Source organism: Methanobrevibacter sp. (genome assembly GCF_045611865.1).
Classification (GTDB): domain Archaea; phylum Methanobacteriota; class Methanobacteria; order Methanobacteriales; family Methanobacteriaceae; genus Methanocatella.
The window spans coordinates 64,435-80,290 of record NZ_JAZKXX010000035.1 but is presented as its reverse complement, the minus strand read 5'-3'; the positions used below and the strand labels follow the sequence as shown (position 1 = coordinate 80,290).

Below are 15,856 nucleotides of genomic sequence, written 5' to 3'. Positions count from 1 at the left end.
TTTAATTCCTCCGTTTAAACATAATCCGCGAAAAGTCTTCCTATACGGCCGCCAAGTTCAACCGCATCCCTTATAGAACCTTTCGCGTTTTGCTCTTTAAGGATTTCTCCTTCTTTAGTCAATAATATTGAATAAATATTAAATTCTTTGTCTTTCATTTGAGCTATTGCGCCTATTGGCCATTGACAACCAACACCAAGCTCTTCTAAGACTTTCTTTTCTGCAAATACTTCTTGCATTGATACATAATCATTTAAAGCATTTTTGATAACTTCGTTTTTATCATAATCTTTTCTAGTGATAATAGCTAATGCACCCTGGCCTGCAGGTGGTGTGATATAATCAAGTGGAAATACTTCTTTGATGTATTTTGTTAGATTTAATCTTTTAATGCCTGCTTGAGCCATGATGGTTGCATCTAAATCAGTATTTAAAGCTTTATCAATCCTAGTTTCGATATTTCCCCTTATAGGTTTAAGTTCAAATTCTTTTTCATAAAGATTACAAAATGCTTCTCTTCTAAGGCTACTGGTTCCAAGCTTTGATCCTGGACCTAATTCAGCCCATTTTTTTGAAGATATTAATACTTCATTTGGAGATTCACGTTTTGGAACAGCTATTATTTCTAAATCTTCATCCAATTCAGTTGGCAAGTCTTTAAAGCTATGTACTGTAAAGTCAACCTCTTCATCTAAAAGTGCAATATCTAATTCTTTAGTAAATAATCCTTTAGAATCCATATTGTACAATTGGGAAGTAGTAATTTTATCCCCTTTGGTCTTGATAATTTCGATATCAATAGTTTCTCCAGTAATTTTGGATAAATCAGCACATACTTGTTTAGTTTGTACTAAAGCTAATTGACTACCTCGTGTTCCTACAATCATCTATTATCTCCAAGTTTTTAAAATCTAATTATATAAAGTTTAAAGTGTAACCTTTTGTTACATTTTTAATTTTTGCAATTAATATATATTAAATGTTTCAATTTTTAGAAAATTATCTCTGTTTGAGTTTCCTATAATCTGAACGAAATATGAAAAGAAGATTTTTATTATTTTTTATAGCCAACTCATAAATGTCTGAATAATTTTCATAGTATTTGGTGTCTACAGTTAGTTTTGGAGCTATTGATTTTCCAACTTCTCCAGTTAAAAGAATATCATGATTTAATGTATTTAAAAAGCCAGATAATTTTTCTTCATTAATTTCTTCACAAGTTATCCCATAATCTCCGCCAATGGAGATATAATAATCGTCTAAATTATTAATCATGTTTATGGATTCTTTTATGGCTTGTGTATTTAACCCAGGATTGATTTCTTCAATAATTATTGAGTTTTCAATCGTTTTTTTATTTGTTCTGCCCGGAATTCCTTTATAATTTTTGATTCCATTTATTATTTTGGTGGTGTCAATTTCTAAACTAAGACAAGTCAATACAATTCCCAAAAGATTGCTTACATGGTGAGGTCCTGGTGCGAAGCTTTTTAAACTCAACTTTCCCGAAATGGCGTTGCCATTGATTGTTTTAACATTATTATACTCTATATCTGCATGTGTTTTGTCTAAATCATATTTAACATTTTTTATGTATAGATTTGAGGATTCATCAGTAAGCGAAAAGGTATTGATCTTGTCGTGTTTGATATCTGAATAATACTTGTCGAATGCTTCTTTTTGAATGCATACGCATTTACAGTTAAATACTTGCTTTTTAGCTTTAGATGCACTACTTTTGCCTTTAGCAATAGGATAATCTTCTGCAATATTTAACAGGAGTCCAACATCACCAATTCCACTCGCACCTAATGATGATTCAAAAATTGCTGTGTTATACTTTCTTAAATTTTCACTTTCAACAATGCCTTCAGCAATTTTACAAACAGGATTTGCTATTTTATATGCCAAATCAATTGTTTCTTTAATATTTGCGGGTGTAATAGAAATATCTTTTTTTAGGATAATTTCCTTATTGTTTTCATATAATAAAGCACCCAAACTTGATAAAATTAATGGATTATCTTCAATTAAAATTTCTTTGAGCATGAAAACAGAAGTTGTTTTTCCTTTAACTCCCGTAACTTCAATTTTTAAAATATCTTCTCCCCAATCACTTAAAATATCACGAACGGATTCGTGATGGCTTTGAAAAGTGTAATTTAAATCAGGATTATATGATTTGATTTCTTTAAAGGTTAAAGGCATATGGATGGGATAAATCACATTCATATCTCCCTTAAAATCAGTTAAATCTTCTAATTTGATGATTTCTATGTTATAGATGGCTAACATCCTACTATCGATAGGTTTTAGTGTATTATAAAGGTCATATGCAAGGACATTTTTTCCTTTTTTAGCTAAACTAATAGCTATTTTTACTCCACCATGTGTTAGGTCAATTACAAGATTATTCATTGTTGCACCGAGGGGTATTGTCGATTCCACCTTTATTCAATTTGTCTTTAACTTTTTCATAGAAATATTTGGTGGAAGTCCTTATGAAGTACGCATCTTCATCGGACTTTTTAAACTTGATTTCTTCTTCATATTCTGCTTCTTCATTAATTTGCCCGTCCATTACGAATACTGCAGTTTTACCTTTCTTAAGTAATTTAACAGTAATTTCACTGTTGTCGGATACTACAAAAGGTCTTACTCCAAGTTTATAAGGACAAATTGGTATAATGACAAATCCTCCAACCTTAGGATCAACTATTGGTCCGCCTGCAGACATTGCATAAGCTGTTGAACCACTTGGAGTTGAAACAATTAATCCGTCTGCTCTTACTTCTTCAATTATTTCTCCGTCTACTTGTATTTCAAAGTGAAGCATCTTTGCGGGCTTGTCAGTCATTACAACTACTTCATTCATTGCAGTGAAGTTGTGATTTTCGTGTGAAACAACAAGTCTGGTTCTTTTTTCTTTATAATAATCCCCACTGAGAATATCATTTAATGCTTCAAAGGTATGTGCTGCCTCAATTTCTGTTAAAAATCCGACAGTTCCCATATTTATTCCGAAAATTGGGATTTCAGGTTTCATTTTGGCCTGTGCTCGGAGAAGTGTTCCGTCTCCTCCAAGAATAACCGCCATATCACAATCAAAGTCAAAAATATTTTGGGCGAGTTGGTTATAATCAATGTTAAAGTTAATATTGTTCAGTGAATCTGCAATTTCGGGATGATTTTCTTTTACTTTTTTGATGATATTGTCTAAATCAGGATTTTCTTTTAGTTCAGTTAATTTATGGGCTAGTCTTCTTTCGATTTCCACTTCTCTTCCATTGGTTAAAAGATAATCAATTATTTTTGCAGAAAATAGTATTGGTCTTGTTTGGTCTATTCTTGAAATTAGGCCGATTTTTCCAATAAAGTCAGTCTGATTATCATTTAAAATATCAATCATTTGTTTGTGGAGTATCTTATTATTTGCGGCAACTACGATTGTTTTTTCATAAATGCTTAAATTATTGTTAAGTTTTTGACCATATTTGTTGGTTATGATACATCCTGCTTCTTCTAAAATTAATTTTGAGGCTGCAATATCTAGTATTCTACTTCCTCTTAGGTCCAAAAAGGCATCATATCTTCCACTTGCCACATATGATAATTCTAATACTACACTTCCAAGAACTCTCATACGGCGGGCATTGTCAACTAATTTTGAAGCTTCTGATGTTCCACTTTTGGTAAATCCTCCAAGGGTCATGTCACTAATGTTAATGACGTCACTAGGTTGCACTTCTTCATTATTTAGCCAACATCCCTTTCCTTTTTCAGCTTCAAAGAAGTTACCATTTGCAAAATTGCTTATAAAACCAAGTTCCACATCATTTAATGTTGCAAGACGTCCTTGGTTTACTTCAGCAACTGCTATGGATATTCCAAATGCAGGAATTTCTTTAATTGCATTGTTTGTTCCATCAACAGGATCAATTAAGAATATAAAACTTGGAATTTCATCGTCCTTTAAATCATCACGTCTCAATTCTTGTGTTAAAACAACACTTCTTTTAGTACCTTTACCTAATTTTAATTCACCAATTTCTTCACTTACAATGTAGGATAATACTGGTGCATTTTTTAAAATATTGATTATTTTGTCTTCAGCTATTACATCAATTAATGAAGTTGGAGTTCCATCGGCACCCATTTTAACTTTTTCACCAGACTCTTCTTTTCCCACGTATGGTCTGATTGCTCTTCCGACTTCTCTTATGATTTCATAAGATAAATCAGTAGCTATTTGTTTTGTTTTAGCGTCCATTTTTATTCCTCAATTATGTCTTCATTTAAATAAACTACCGATGCAACAACTGATGCAATATTTTCTACAGTTGTTGTGGATTGTTCAATGATTAACTCTTTTATTTCAACTCCACGTTTGTCCATCATGTATTTAACCATCATTTTGGCTTCATCTATCAATTCATCTTTATCTTTATTAATTCCGGTTATTTCAATAACGCAACCTAGTTTTTCTCCAATAGCTACTGCAACAACTGCACTTATTTCATCACCTGGGTTGTTTGATGTAATTGTTGACAAGACACAGTTTACCATAGCTCCTGCTTTAAGTTTTGGCAATTTTTGAACTTTGGTATTTCCTGCAAGCATACTGGATACTTTTATTAGATTAACATCTCCAATTCCGGCATCTGTTAGAGCATTATCAAAAGCATTCAATTTTGTTGGCCCTTCATCTTTTCCAGATACAATAGCTATTCTCATTTTATCACAAGTTTAGATTTGTAATTTATATTTTAAAAAGATATTTAAACGAGGAGGCGATAAATAAATTTAGGTGTACCTAATGATTTTAAATAAACCGTTATCAATAATTTTATCACTATGCTTTTTCATGTTGTTGATGCTCATAATCTCGTCAATTACTGTAGTGTTTTTTAATGGAGGCTCAATTCCATATATTGGTCTTGTATTTGTTGTAGTATTCTATTTCATCACTCGAATGTTCTATAATTATTTGAGAAATGATGATTTCTATAAAAACAATAAAAAGCATTCCAGCGATAAGCCTGGCGAAAGTTATATTACTAAAGGGGAAATGGATTCAAAGAAAATATTTATTGTTGTTTGGGTTATTGTCATTTTGGTTTTAGCCGCTGTCTCATTGTGGTTATACTCATTCAATAATGGATTAATCTAGTTTCAACCAAACCTTTTTTAGAAAAATTTTTTGTCATTGTTAAAATATGTCAAATTAACGAATACTTTATATAAAATGGGAAAGATAGTTTATATTAATCTAATAATAATCCTATATTATCAGATTAAAAACCGGTTTTTATTTAAAATGGAGGAAAATTAATGTCAACAAAAGTTGTAGAAATTAAAACATTAAAAGTTGGAAAATATATTGTTTTAGGCGGAGAAGCTTGTAAAATTATTAGTTATACTACTTCATCTCCAGGTAAACACGGAGCAGCTAAAGCAAGAATTGAAGCTGTTGGTGTATTTGATAACCAAAAAAGAAGTCTTGTTAAACCTGTAGATAACAAAGTAGATATCCCTATCATTGATAAAAGATTAGGACAAGTTATTTCTATCCAAGGTGATAATGTTCAAATTATGGATATGGAAAACTATGATACCATTGACTTACCAATGCCTGAAGACTTAAAAGACGCAATCGTTGAAGGTATTGAGGTTGAATACATTGTTGCTTTAGGAAACATGAAAATAATGAGAACTAGAGGATCATAAGTTCTCTTATTTATTTTCCTTTTTAAAGATTAATTATGCTTTTAAATACTTATGAACCATGGAAATTTGCATTTTCTCAAGAAATTGTGAATATAAAAGAAAATTCATTTGGAATAATTGGAGTTCCATTTGATAGTACTACTTCTTACCACTCAGGGTCACGTTTAGGACCAATTGTTGTTCGTGAAGCTTCATTTGGTTTTGAAAAGTACAATACTATTTTTAATAAAGATTTATCAACTACTTTTTATGATTTCGGAGACGTCAATGTCGTTCCGGGAAACTGTGAAAAAACTTGTAAAATTGTCGAGGACACAGTCAACGAACTTATCAATTTGGATATTAAACCAATAATTATTGGTGGTGAACATTCAGCATCAATCGGTGCTATAAAAGCATTATCCGAAAAGTATGAAAAATTAACAGTCGTGCATCTTGATGCTCACAGAGACCTTGCATTTGACTTTGTTGGAGAAAAATATTCTCATGCAACAGTGATGAGAAGAGTCCATGAGCTTGGTTTGGACCTGGTTCAGATTGGAATTAGATCATCATCCCGTGATGAAGAAGAATTCGTAAAATCAACATACAACATTCAAACATTCAAAAGTAGGGATGTACATAAACACATGGATGCGATTGAATATTACTTGACAACAATCGAAGGACCTATTTACATTTCAATTGATATGGATGTAATGGAACCTGCTATTGCACCTAATGTTGGAAATCCAACACCCGGAGGTTTATTCATATCTGAAATTGAAACCATCATTGAAAACTTATCTCATAAGGATATTGTTGGATTGGATGTTGTTGAAACTGCAAGTGATAGATTAGGAGATAATACTGCAGTTGCAGCGGCAAAAATCATTTATGACTTTTTAACTTTAATAGATTAAGTCATGTTATCTTATTTTTTCATTACAAAATCATTTCGATAATATTATAATATTATTTTTACAAAAATATTTTCATCGGAATTTATGTTTTTTCTGATGATGTGTTATATGTTGGATAATTTTTTCAAATTTAAGGAAAATGGGACTGATTTTAAAACCGAAATCATTGCAGGTATTACAACATTTCTCGCTATGGCTTACATTTTGGGTGTAAACCCTGTAATCTTATCAGATGGTGGAATGCCTGTTACCGGAGTATTATTTGCAACAGCCGTTGCTTCCGGTGTGGCTTGTATAATTATGGGGCTAGTTGCTAAGTATCCAGTCGGATTAGCTCCGGGTATGGGACTGAATGCATTGTTTACATATACTATTATTTTAACAATGGGAAATACTTGGGAAACTGCACTTGCAGCAGTATTCATTTCAAGCATAATCTTTTTAATAATCACTGTTTCTGGTTTAAGGGAAGCTATTTTAAACATGATTCCTCTTGATTTGAAACTAGGTATTGGTGCGGCTATCGGATTCTTCTTGGCATTCCTTGGTCTTAAAGGAGCTGGAGTCATTGTAGCTGGTCCATCAACTTTCGTTACCATGGGTAACCTTATTGCTGCCCCAGCTCTTCTTGCATTAATTGGTGTTGTAATTACATTGGTATTGTATGTAAGAGAATTCCCTGCTGCAGTATTTGTTGGATTAGTTATCACAGCTATTATTGGAGTAATATTTACCGTATTGGGATATGGTGTAGGAGACCCATTAATGCCGACAATTCCGGCACAATTAATCTCTGCTGATTTTGATGTATCTTTATTCTTAGGATTTGCCCGTGGATTTGGACAGTTATTTACTAATATTCCAAACTTAATCATGATGCTGTTCTCCCTTGTATTTGTTACATTCTTTGATACAACAGGAACTTTAATGGCATTAGGTAGACAATGTGGTTTTATTGATGAAGAAGGTCAAGCTGTTGGAATCGAAAACGCATTTTTAGCTGATGCTGTTGGTGGTATCGTTGGTGCAATCTTTGGTACAAGTACAGTTACTGCATATGTGGAAAGTGCAGCAGGTATTGGTCTTGGAGGTAAAACAGGTTTAACTGCTATTGTTACTGGTATTTTGTTCTTCCTGTCAATATTCTTTACTCCGTTAATCTTAGCATTGTTCACTTCTCCTGTAACTTGTGCTGCATTAGTAATTGTTGGTATTTTAATGATTGTTCAATTAAAAGAAGTTCAATGGGACAGTTTAGTTGTTTCAGCTTCTGTATTTATGACAATTATTATGATGATTTTAACATATTCTATCTCTCTAGGTATCGCTTGGGGATTCATTGTTTATGCAATCGCAAGTATTGCTTCTCAAAAAGAAAAATTAAGTTGGAGTATGTGGATACTTGTAATAGTATTTGTAATATATCTGTTCTTCGGACTTTAAACTCGCTTTTGTGAGTTTAATTTTTTTATTTTTTTAGATTTGTTTTTTAGCAAAGGCCATATCTCTTTTTTCAATACCATTAAATATCACCAAAAACTATATTTATAATATTAACTATTGGAGCAAAATATTATGAATAAAAGAACAATTGAGCTTTCAGGCCATATTATTGACTCATTGACATTAACTAAAACAATGGGAATAATCATGGACAAAGGTGGAGAATTTGATATATTAGAAATTGATGTTGGACGTAAAAAATCAGATGTAAGTCATGCAAAAATTGAAGTTTCAGCAGATTCTCCCGAATTATTAGAGTCTATTTTAGATGAATTGTCAGTTCTTGGTGCATCCATCGATGATATTAAGGAAGTTAATCTTGTTGCATCAACAAAAGATAAAGTTGCTCCTGAAGGTTTTTATTCATCATCTAATCACACTACTCACATTTTCTATGGAGGCAATTGGATTCCTGTTGAAGAAATAGAAATGGACTGTTTGGTTGTAGTCGACGAAGAAGAAAAAAGAGCTTTTGTAAAGCCAATCTCAGAAATTAAGGCTGGAGATAAAATAGTGGTTGGTTTGGATGGTGTTAAGGTTACACCACCTCACAGATCAAGAGATGAACAACAAGTATTCGAGTTCATGAACAGCGAAGTATCCTCTGAAAAGCCATTGATGAATTTAATTAATGGTATTGCTCGTGAAATGAAAGAAATTAAAGCTAAAGGTGGAAAAATAGGTATTGTTGGAGGACCGGCTATCGTACACACAGGTTCAGGAAAATACTTGGCTGCTTTGGTTAGGGAAGGATACATTGATGTCATCATGGCAGGTAATGCTTTGGCTACTCATGACATAGAATCTAATTTATTTGGTACTTCTTTAGGTATTGAAGTTGAAACAGGAAAGATTGTAGCTCATGGTCACACTCACCACATGAGAGCAATTAACAGAATTAACAATTCGGGTTCTATTAAAAATGCAGTTGAAGATGGAACTTTGACTGGCGGAATCATGTATGAGTGTATTAAAAATGATGTTCCATATGTTCTTGCAGGTTCAATTCGTGATGATGGGCCACTTCCTGATGTCATAACTGATACTGCAGAGTCACAAAAGTTAATGAGACATTATGCTCAGGAAGTTGATATGGTAATCATGATTGCAACAATGCTCCATTCAATTGCAACTGGTAACTTACTTCCTTCAAGGGTTAAAAGTATTTGTGTAGATATCAACCCATCCACGGTTACTAAATTATCTGATAGGGGCAGTGCTCAAGTTGTAGGTATTGTAACAGATATTGGTACATTTTTACCACTTCTTTATAATGCTTTACAGGAGGACTAATGCATGTCCTTTACAGCTTATATTCTTGACGTGCTTACTGATTCTATTTATCCTGCAAGAATTACAGTTGAAAATGGCATATTCACTGAAGTCACTCCAATTATTGTTAATGAAAAAACAAGGATGGATGTTCGGGGATTGGTGATTCCTGGTTTAATTGATTCACATATTCATATTGAGAGCAGTATGATTACACCCGCGCAATTTGCTAAGATTGCCGTAAGACATGGTACTACTTCAGTTATTTGTGATCCTCATGAAATAGCCAATGTGTTGGGAATTGAGGGTATTGAAGCAATGATTGAAAATGCTAAACAGGTACCATTTAATTTTTATTTTTGCGCACCTTCCTGTGTGCCTGCAACAAAATTTGAAACTTCTGGTGCCACTATAGATTCATCAGATATTGAATTTTTGCTTCAAAAGGATGAAATTGTTGCTTTGGGAGAAATGATGAATTATCCTGGTGTTATAAATGGCGATGAGGAAGTTTTAAGAAAATTGGAATTGGCAAGACAATACAATAAACCGATTGATGGTCATGCACCATTGCTTTCCTGTGAAGATTTGGATAAATACCTTGAGCAATATATAGTGACTGATCACGAATGTAGTAATGTTATAGAAGCATTCGAAAAAAAGATGAAAGGTATGAAAATTATGGTCAGGGATGGTTCATCTGCCATGGATATGGAAAGCCTTTTTGATATAGATGATGCCTTTTCACGGGTGGAAGATCAGGGTTCCTTGGGAATTATTTTTAGGGACATATTTGAAAAGAGAATATTTTCCCCATTATTCGATTTCATAGTCAGTGATGATAAGCATCCTAATGATTTAATAGAAGGACATTTGAATAAATCCATTAAAAAAGCAACTGAGCTAGGAATTGATATTCTAAAAGCCATTAATATGGTTACAGTCAATCCAGCATATCATTATCATTTGAATTGTGGAGCTATTGTAAAAGGTGCAAAAGCAGATTATGTAATCGTAGATAGCATTCATGATTTCAATATTCTAGCGACATATGTTGGTGGTGAATGTGTATTTGATGGTGAAAATGTTTTATTTGATGTTCCAGAAATCGAAGCCAAAAATTCAATCAATGCTTCTAAAAAATCTGCCAGTGATTTTGACATATACTATGAGGGGGATGAATGTGAAGTCAATGTTATCGAATGCAGTGACGGTGATTTATTGACTAAAAAAACAACTGCAAAATTGGCAGTTAGGGAAGGTATTGTTCAACCGGATATTTTCCAGGATGTTTTAAAAATAGCTGTTGTGGAACGTTATGGTGGAAATAATGTTGCCAATGCATTCATTAAAGGATTTGGCCTTAAAAAAGGAGCTATTGCTTCATCTGTTGCTCATGATTCTCATAATATAATTGTCGTTGGTTATAACTCTGAAATGATGGCTCAAGCAGTAAATAGGGTCATTGAAGATAAGGGAGGTATTGCTGTTGTTAGTGAAGATTTTAATGAATCTCTAGCCCTTCCTATTGCAGGATTAATGAGTAATGAAGACGCATATGATGTTGCTGAGCAATTATCCGTATTACATCAAATGACTTCAGCTTTGGATTGCCAGCTTGTTTCTCCATTTATGACAATGGCATTCATGGCATTATTGGTTATTCCATCAATCAAACTATCAGATAAAGGATTGTTTGATGGGGATTCATTTGAATTTATGGATGTTATTGTAAATTAAGGTTCATAACCTTTTTTTATTAATTCTTTTTTTATTTCCTTCATTGCTTTTATATCTTGCTTATGGCCTATTTTTGTCACAATGCGATTTGCTTCTCTAAAGTTTCTAAGATATATTTCTTTTTTAGCTTCATCTACCAAATCAAAGCGTGAAAAATTAGATAAAGATTCGACAACATATCCGAATCCTCGGTTAAAAGCCTTTGTATCATTATTTATTACAAGTTCTGTGACTTTTGATTTTATCACGATTGCTTCACCTTTCTTTTTGATGGGGTCGCTTTGTTTAACTGCTTCCTTTAGACTTGTAACTTCACATTTAAAATAAGCGTCAGCACACTTTAGGCAGTTTTTTTCTCCAAAATATTTCTCCGGAAGATTTCCAAGTGTGGATAATCTAAATATTTCAGGGTCATGTGTAATATTGACAATATACTCTCTTTTTTCAATAATGTTATCTAAAGTATGGCTTCCTTTAAAAATACGATTCAATATCTTATCTTTATCAGCGCACAATGTTCCCATAGGGGCTGCATTTGGTTCATTTTGTGAGTTAAGGGTGGTTATAATTGTTTCGTATTGACTTCCTTTTTTCATTCCAATTAAAGTTAAATCTATTTCCATATTATCATTTGAATTATTTTCTAAAAAACATTTTTATATATTTATGTTCAATATAATAATATTATTCATTGAATTTTAGGAGTTTAAGCTATGAAATATAAGATGTATGACGAAATGATGGAACAGCCGGATTCACTTAAAAAGACATTTGAAAGTGAAATGCCGAAAATGGATGATGTGTCTAATTTAATTTTGGATGTAGATAAAATCTATTTGATTGGTTGTGGTAGTTCTATTTCAACTTGTTATAGTGTTAGGGATGCAATAAGGATGTCCAGTACTAATCTTAACATTGAAGTCTATACAGGTTATGAATTTTACTACAATAAGAAATTAGTGAATGGTGAAAACTCAATAGCTATTTTTACTTCTCAATCCGGTGAAACTGCTGATACTCTTGCATCTTTGAGAAGATGTAATGAATTTGGAATACATGCCGTAACAATATCTAATGAGCCGGATAGTTCAATGATTAAAGAAGCTAAAACTCCAATTATTACAAGATGTGAACGAGAAACAGCAATCTTAGGTACAAAAACCTACATTACTCAACTTGCTTGTTTATATCAAATCTTATTTAAAGCATCTGATTATGATGAACGGGATGAATTGTTATTACAATTAGCTGAAATGCCTAAGATGTTGGAAAAATTGTTAATTGCAACTGAAGATGAAAATAAACAATTAGCCGAAGAGTTTAAAGATGACGACATTTTCTATTGTTTGGGCAGTGGTCCTAACTTTGGTCTTTCTTACAAATTGGCCATGACTATGCTTATGGAAGGAGCAATTAAACATGCCTGTCCAGAATATTCTGCTGAATTTAGGCATGGATTAATTGAAAGGGTAGAAAAGGATGTTCCAGTAATATTTTTAACATCTGATTTAGAATCAGATGAAATAACACAAAAGGCTATTGATTTTTGTAACAATTTGGAAGCCAAATCCCTAGTTTATGATTTAAAAGATTATGCGGATGTTGATAAATTGTTATCTCCATTCATTTTTGTAATTCCGCTTGAATGGTTTGTATATTATTTAGCTCACTTTAATGGTGAAGATCCTGGTGCAACAAGACACATAGGCAAGGTCAGGTATTAATTTTTTTTAAAATAAAAAAGGGATAAAATGTGGGAGTTCATTCCACGTTTACTTTATGTTTTGGTATAATTAATTTTGGAATAGTTATTGTAACGACTCCGTTTGAGAATTTTGCAGCGATGTTTTCAAGATCAAGGCTAGTTTGGAATCTGATTGTTTTGACACATCTTCCAGCTTTGATGCTTGAAGCAATTAATTCAGCTTCGTCATCTTCTGCAAATTCTTCGATGTATGGTTTGAATGTGGTTTCAATGGTAATATCATTGTCTCCAGCTTCAATTATGACATCTTCTTTTTCAACGCCAGGAACTGCTACTTTAATGTAGTATGTGTCTTTGGTTTCTACATAATCGATATCTAATGTTTGAACAGTAGATTTTTTGTAGTTAGTATATTTTTTATCAGCGGATTTTTGTAAGTTTTTAATGTTATCTTTAACTTCATCGATAGTTTTGTATAAATCACTGATTACATTGTCAGCAATGTTTTTACCTTTTTCTTTTTTATCTTCTAATTTTTCTTTTCCTTCATCTACTTTTTCTTCGAATTCTTCTTTTTTATCAGAAATTTTGGTTTCAATGGTTTCGGAATCTACCATATTTTTCACACTCCTTTTAGATGAATTTCTATAAGTATGTATTAGTTACATTTTGTTACTATATAAAGTTTTCTATTTTTGTTACTAAAAGTTATTTAAAAAATAATCTTTTAATATTTTATTTTTAATATGAATAATAGGTTATTTTATAAAATATAAGAATTATTTTCTTGATATTGGTAATGGCAGTAATTTAATGGTTAAAATTAAATAAAATTCTACTTTAACATTAGTTGAAAATGTTTTTTGTAGAAAATAAATATACAATTTTTATGATGTCCTTGGAAACATAGGTTATTTCAACACATTAGATATAATAGTTATATAAAACAAAAAATATATTATGTGTTAAAGATGACAACCGATTTTTTTAAGTTTGAAGATAAGGAATATGATTTACCACTTCTCTATGAGGACCCTAGATTTACAGCAAGGAATGTGGTAATTCTAATAATTGGCTTTTTAATAGCCGCAGCAATACCGTATTTAATACCTCCTACAGGCAATGGATTGCTTAAGGCAATACTCATTACTTTTCCACCACTATTGGCTGTAGTGTATGTATTTAAAGATGACCTCTCAAATATTTTCAGAATGCCTAAACCTAGAGACATTATAATTGTGATAATCGGTTTCATGCTCATGCTCACAGTTACGATGATGGCAAATATTATCGGCGGTGCACTAGGAATAGCTAGCATGACCCCCCAAGCAATAAACGGTTCGCCCTTAGTGGTGATTATATGTGCTCTAATCCAATTACCTGGTGAAGAACTGATTAAATTCATACCATTTATTATCATAGTCGCATATCTGTACAAATCAATAGGTAGAAAAGCAGCCATCATGGTGGCAATAATCATATCACAGATACTCTTTGCACTCGTTCATATACCATATGGATTTGCAATAGGCTCCCTGTTGCTGCATGTAGGATTTGGTTCAATAGTATTGCCATTTGTGTATGTCAAAACCAAAAACCTTGTATTATGTTACCTTATATTTACTTCTAAATTCATGGTATTTTTTACCATCCACCTATTGGGCATGTAAGATTGATGGGAATGATGCAAAATAATCGTACTAATCTCCGACCTAAAAGCAGGAATATTCTTTCAAAAAATTATTATTTTTCTGATTAGTCATAATACAATTCTTTTTATATTTATTTCTTCAAAAATTAAGTTTATATAGCCCAATATTGCATTCATTAATAATAAATATTTTTGAAGTGTGACTTTGTGTGGAAACAAAATGAAATGTGAAGTGAATATTAATATCCATAATATTAAAACCTAAATCTTCCACAATACAAATACAAAAATGTTTTGAATATTATTCCACATAACATTTGATTTAAACCCAAAACGGGGTTTGACCATCATCAGCCCAATATTATTTCAACGATTTGATTGAAGGCTTCCCTTGATTCGGGAACTAAAGGGTAAATCGGATAGACATGAGTCATTCCCTCACCTACAAACAATTTTACGTCGATGTCACTGCTTTTCAATTTATCGTAAAATTTGATGATGTCCGGATAGATTATTTCATGAGTTCCCACAAAGAGTGTGGTCTTGGGAAGTTGGGATACGTCACCAAATAGAGGACTTATCCGGTAGTCCTTAATGTCCAAATCACCGGCCCAGATTTTGCCAAATTCACGAACCTCAACCCCAAGTGCAGGATCACATTCCATATAATCATCATAATCGCCGGACATGGATACATCAACCCATGGGGATATCAAAATCAGATGCTCTGGTTGTTCAAATCCGTTGCTTGCCAGGTATTCGCAAAAGGCTGCTGACAATCCTCCTCCGGCTGAATCTCCTATAATTGTTATTGGCTTGTCTATCTCCAATGCAAATTTATAAAGATTCTCAACAATCCTATATGTCTCCTCATATGTATGGTTCGGTGCAAGGGGATAAATCGGAGCGAAGACTGTTGCATTTGTCTTTTTAGCAATCTTATCACAAAAAACAATGTGGGGAGGCACAATCTCATTGACATATGCTCCTCCATGAAGATAAATGACAGTGTGCTCGGTGGTTTCGACCTCATTGAAAACAATCATCTGACAATCAAACAGGTATTTACTTTCGACCTTTGTGTGATATATCCTCTTTGGTATTCTGTAAGCTTCATCATCCTCTATGGAACGCTCTTCCAGGTACTTTATCGCCGCATCCTTGTCGTCCATGTATTCCTTGCGAGTATGTTTAAATCCGTATTCAATAATTTTTTGCATTTTTGACATGATGACACCGTTCAAATAACATTTTATCAATTATGGTATAAAAAACTAATTAATGATTTTGAATATTATTCTTTATGTTACATTCGATTTAAACAATAAAATTGTATAGTATTGTCTATAATTTAAA

General features: G+C 32.5%; 16 protein-coding genes. 8 read left to right on the top strand and 8 right to left on the bottom strand.

Features of this window, described 5'->3' with window-relative positions; translation table 11 throughout:
• Nucleotides 1–14: 14 nt before the first annotated feature.
• The 4 genes from hemC to ACKI32_RS03910 form a co-directional block, all read right to left on the bottom strand.
• Complete coding sequence (gene hemC / locus ACKI32_RS03925) at nt 15–887, bottom strand: hydroxymethylbilane synthase (RefSeq protein WP_407413699.1); 873 nt, start codon at nt 885–887, stop codon at nt 15–17.
• A gap of 112 nt (nt 888–999) precedes the next feature.
• The gene (gene cfbE / locus ACKI32_RS03920; RefSeq protein WP_407413697.1) at nt 1,000–2,418 is read right to left on the bottom strand and encodes a coenzyme F430 synthase; all 1,419 of its coding nucleotides are present in this window, start codon (nt 2,416–2,418) and stop codon (nt 1,000–1,002) included.
• Entirely contained in the window at nt 2,411–4,270 is a 1,860-nt protein-coding gene (locus ACKI32_RS03915) for a bifunctional NADP phosphatase/NAD kinase (RefSeq protein ID WP_407413695.1), read from the bottom strand. Before ACKI32_RS03915 ends, cfbE begins: the two co-directional genes overlap by 8 nt.
• A 2-nt stretch (nt 4,271–4,272) precedes the next feature.
• The gene (locus ACKI32_RS03910; protein ID WP_407413693.1) at nt 4,273–4,734 is read right to left on the bottom strand and encodes a pyruvoyl-dependent arginine decarboxylase; all 462 of its coding nucleotides are present in this window, start codon (nt 4,732–4,734) and stop codon (nt 4,273–4,275) included.
• A gap of 82 nt (nt 4,735–4,816) precedes the next feature.
• On the opposite strand from ACKI32_RS03910, the gene ACKI32_RS03905 reads away from it, so the two are divergent.
• The 6 genes from ACKI32_RS03905 to ade all read left to right on the top strand — a co-directional run bounded on the left by ACKI32_RS03905 (nt 4,817) and on the right by ade (nt 11,144).
• Nucleotides 4,817–5,170 carry a hypothetical protein gene (locus tag ACKI32_RS03905; RefSeq protein WP_407413691.1) on the top strand — a complete coding sequence of 118 codons (354 nt, stop codon included), beginning with the start codon at nt 4,817–4,819 and terminating at the stop codon, nt 5,168–5,170.
• Nucleotides 5,171–5,331: 161 nt separating this feature from the next.
• Complete coding sequence (locus tag ACKI32_RS03900; RefSeq protein ID WP_407413689.1) at nt 5,332–5,727, top strand: translation initiation factor IF-5A; 396 nt, start codon at nt 5,332–5,334, stop codon at nt 5,725–5,727.
• Between the two features lie 35 nt (nt 5,728–5,762).
• Nucleotides 5,763–6,629, top strand: a complete 867-nt coding sequence (speB, locus tag ACKI32_RS03895) for an agmatinase (RefSeq protein WP_407413687.1) — start codon at nt 5,763–5,765, stop codon at nt 6,627–6,629.
• A 108-nt stretch (nt 6,630–6,737) separates the two neighbouring features.
• Entirely contained in the window at nt 6,738–8,072 is a 1,335-nt protein-coding gene (locus ACKI32_RS03890; RefSeq protein ID WP_407413685.1) for an NCS2 family permease, read from the top strand.
• A 132-nt stretch (nt 8,073–8,204) separates the two neighbouring features.
• Entirely contained in the window at nt 8,205–9,425 is a 1,221-nt protein-coding gene (locus ACKI32_RS03885) for a TIGR00300 family protein (RefSeq protein WP_407413684.1), read from the top strand.
• A 3-nt stretch (nt 9,426–9,428) separates the two neighbouring features.
• Nucleotides 9,429–11,144, top strand: a complete 1,716-nt coding sequence (gene ade, locus ACKI32_RS03880) for an adenine deaminase (RefSeq protein WP_407413682.1) — start codon at nt 9,429–9,431, stop codon at nt 11,142–11,144.
• On the opposite strand, the gene ACKI32_RS03875 is transcribed toward ade, so the two are convergent.
• Nucleotides 11,141–11,767 (bottom strand): DUF447 domain-containing protein, encoded by a 627-nt coding sequence (locus ACKI32_RS03875; RefSeq protein WP_407413680.1) that lies wholly within the window; start codon nt 11,765–11,767, stop codon nt 11,141–11,143. The two genes, ade and ACKI32_RS03875, sit on opposite strands and share 4 nt — an antisense overlap.
• Nucleotides 11,768–11,857: 90 nt before the next feature.
• On the opposite strand from ACKI32_RS03875, the gene ACKI32_RS03870 reads away from it, so the two are divergent.
• The gene (locus ACKI32_RS03870) at nt 11,858–12,868 is read left to right on the top strand and encodes an SIS domain-containing protein (RefSeq protein WP_407413678.1); all 1,011 of its coding nucleotides are present in this window, start codon (nt 11,858–11,860) and stop codon (nt 12,866–12,868) included.
• 37 nt (nt 12,869–12,905) lie between these two features.
• Here the strand turns inward: ACKI32_RS03870 and ACKI32_RS03865 are convergent, their stop codons facing one another.
• Together ACKI32_RS03865 and ACKI32_RS03860 are read right to left on the bottom strand one after the other, a co-directional pair.
• Nucleotides 12,906–13,466 (bottom strand): Hsp20/alpha crystallin family protein, encoded by a 561-nt coding sequence (locus ACKI32_RS03865; protein WP_407413676.1) that lies wholly within the window; start codon nt 13,464–13,466, stop codon nt 12,906–12,908.
• A gap of 407 nt (nt 13,467–13,873) precedes the next feature.
• On the bottom strand, nt 13,874–14,104 hold the full coding sequence (locus ACKI32_RS03860; RefSeq protein WP_407413674.1) for a hypothetical protein: 231 nt from the start codon (nt 14,102–14,104) through the stop codon (nt 13,874–13,876).
• On the opposite strand from ACKI32_RS03860, the gene ACKI32_RS03855 reads away from it, so the two are divergent.
• Complete coding sequence (locus ACKI32_RS03855; protein WP_407413672.1) at nt 14,103–14,519, top strand: type II CAAX prenyl endopeptidase Rce1 family protein; 417 nt, start codon at nt 14,103–14,105, stop codon at nt 14,517–14,519. The genes ACKI32_RS03860 and ACKI32_RS03855 overlap by 2 nt on opposite strands.
• A 331-nt stretch (nt 14,520–14,850) precedes the next feature.
• Here ACKI32_RS03855 and ACKI32_RS03850 read toward each other — a convergent pair whose 3' ends face one another.
• Nucleotides 14,851–15,729, bottom strand: a complete 879-nt coding sequence (locus ACKI32_RS03850) for an alpha/beta hydrolase (protein WP_407413670.1) — start codon at nt 15,727–15,729, stop codon at nt 14,851–14,853.
• Nucleotides 15,730–15,856 lie beyond the last annotated feature (127 nt).

Coding starts and splice junctions, on each gene's coding strand:
- hemC (WP_407413699.1), bottom strand. CDS start 887: ATGATTGTAGGAACACGAGGTAGTCAATTAGCTTTAGTACAAACTAAA.
- cfbE (WP_407413697.1), bottom strand. CDS start 2,418: ATGAATAATCTTGTAATTGACCTAACACATGGTGGAGTAAAAATAGCT.
- ACKI32_RS03915 (WP_407413695.1), bottom strand. CDS start 4,270: ATGGACGCTAAAACAAAACAAATAGCTACTGATTTATCTTATGAAATC.
- ACKI32_RS03910 (WP_407413693.1), bottom strand. CDS start 4,734: ATGAGAATAGCTATTGTATCTGGAAAAGATGAAGGGCCAACAAAATTG.
- ACKI32_RS03905 (WP_407413691.1), top strand. CDS start 4,817: ATGATTTTAAATAAACCGTTATCAATAATTTTATCACTATGCTTTTTC.
- ACKI32_RS03900 (WP_407413689.1), top strand. CDS start 5,332: ATGTCAACAAAAGTTGTAGAAATTAAAACATTAAAAGTTGGAAAATAT.
- speB (WP_407413687.1), top strand. CDS start 5,763: ATGCTTTTAAATACTTATGAACCATGGAAATTTGCATTTTCTCAAGAA.
- ACKI32_RS03890 (WP_407413685.1), top strand. CDS start 6,738: ATGTTGGATAATTTTTTCAAATTTAAGGAAAATGGGACTGATTTTAAA.
- ACKI32_RS03885 (WP_407413684.1), top strand. CDS start 8,205: ATGAATAAAAGAACAATTGAGCTTTCAGGCCATATTATTGACTCATTG.
- ade (WP_407413682.1), top strand. CDS start 9,429: ATGTCCTTTACAGCTTATATTCTTGACGTGCTTACTGATTCTATTTAT.
- ACKI32_RS03875 (WP_407413680.1), bottom strand. CDS start 11,767: ATGGAAATAGATTTAACTTTAATTGGAATGAAAAAAGGAAGTCAATAC.
- ACKI32_RS03870 (WP_407413678.1), top strand. CDS start 11,858: ATGAAATATAAGATGTATGACGAAATGATGGAACAGCCGGATTCACTT.
- ACKI32_RS03865 (WP_407413676.1), bottom strand. CDS start 13,466: ATGGTAGATTCCGAAACCATTGAAACCAAAATTTCTGATAAAAAAGAA.
- ACKI32_RS03855 (WP_407413672.1), top strand. CDS start 14,103: ATGCTCATGCTCACAGTTACGATGATGGCAAATATTATCGGCGGTGCA.
- ACKI32_RS03860 (WP_407413674.1), bottom strand. CDS start 14,104: ATGAAACCGATTATCACAATTATAATGTCTCTAGGTTTAGGCATTCTG.
- ACKI32_RS03850 (WP_407413670.1), bottom strand. CDS start 15,729: ATGTCAAAAATGCAAAAAATTATTGAATACGGATTTAAACATACTCGC.